At 44.9% G+C, this 1,237-nt stretch carries 1 protein-coding gene; it reads right to left on the reverse strand.

Features of this window, described 5'->3' with window-relative positions:
* The coding region (gene norR, locus B4K20_RS06765; RefSeq protein ID WP_289282347.1) for a nitric oxide reductase transcriptional regulator NorR at positions 1–1,095 on the reverse strand (1,095 nt) is incomplete at its 3' end.
* Positions 1,096–1,237 lie beyond the last annotated feature (142 nt).

The raw sequence follows: 1,237 nt of genomic DNA on the forward strand, positions 1-1,237 counted from the left end.
CAGGCTGGGAAGCTGAATGGGGTACACCATCAGACGATGATAAAGGTCGGAACGGAACTGTTCATTCTCGACTTCTTTTTCCAGATTTCTATTAGTGGCAGCAATAATCCGTACATCCACATGTTCGACTTTATCTTGGCCGACAGGTTGAATCTCGCCCGACTGCAATACCCGTAATAATTTGCTCTGTGTGCTGAGCGGTAGCTCACCTACCTCATCAAGAAAAAGCGTGCCGCCATTCGCCAACTGAAATTTACCGGCCCGTGCTTTATCTGCACCGGTAAAGGCGCCTTTAGTGTGGCCGAATAACTCACTTTCAACCAGCGACTCTGGCAGGGATGCACAGTTCAAATACACCAGTGGAGCCGTTTTACGATCTGAAAGTTGATGAATTTTCCTGGCAACCAGCTCTTTACCTACCCCCGTTTCACCAGTGATCAGCACCGTAAAATTGGAACCAGACACCAGTTCGATATTGTTTTTCAGTGTTTGCATGACTGGGCTTTGCCCAATAATCTCGCCGCCGTCTTTTAACAAGGCTTCCTGGGTTAATTCTTTGACGACTTCCTGAGCATGATGGGCACTGAGTTCTAGCTTCTTGAACTCCAAGGCTGTTTTTAAGGTAGCAGCGGATAAGGCCGTGATTAATTCCAGCGTTTTTAATTCGATGTCATCAAAAGCATATGGTTTAAAGCTATCTAAAGTGACAACACCAATAAGCTGATTGTCTGAATACAGGGGTAAGCCCATGCAGGAATGAATCGGTAAGTTACCTAATTGAGAGACCAACAAACCATCATAGGGGTCGGGCAAGTCACAGTCGTTAGCAAATAGCAGGGGTTTGTTTGAGTCACAAATTCGTTGCAGCCTGGGGTGTTCTGCAATTAAAAAGCGCCTGCCTAATACATCTGACGATAATCCCTGCATGGCTAGCGGTGTCAGCATGCCATCACGAAAGCCGAGTAACACCACCGCGTCACAGGCAATGGCCTTTCGGATTGAACCTAACAGACGATCAAACCGATCTCCGGTATTCAAACTATTGGCTAAGTCCAGCGCGACTTCCACTAAAAGGTGATGGCTATTTAATGACATTGTGTTGTTCTTTTTAATCAGGTTATAAAAACATGAGTAGGTCAATATGACCTAATATTCTATAGGTCAAAACGACACGATTGATGAAGTATATCTGACTAAGTGTTTGAATTATATATGCAGGTTTATCTGGCATAGCTTC

The sequence above is a fragment of the Methylophaga sp. UBA5088 genome, assembly GCF_002414625.1.
Taxonomy (GTDB): Bacteria; Pseudomonadota; Gammaproteobacteria; order Nitrosococcales; family Methylophagaceae; genus Methylophaga; species Methylophaga marina.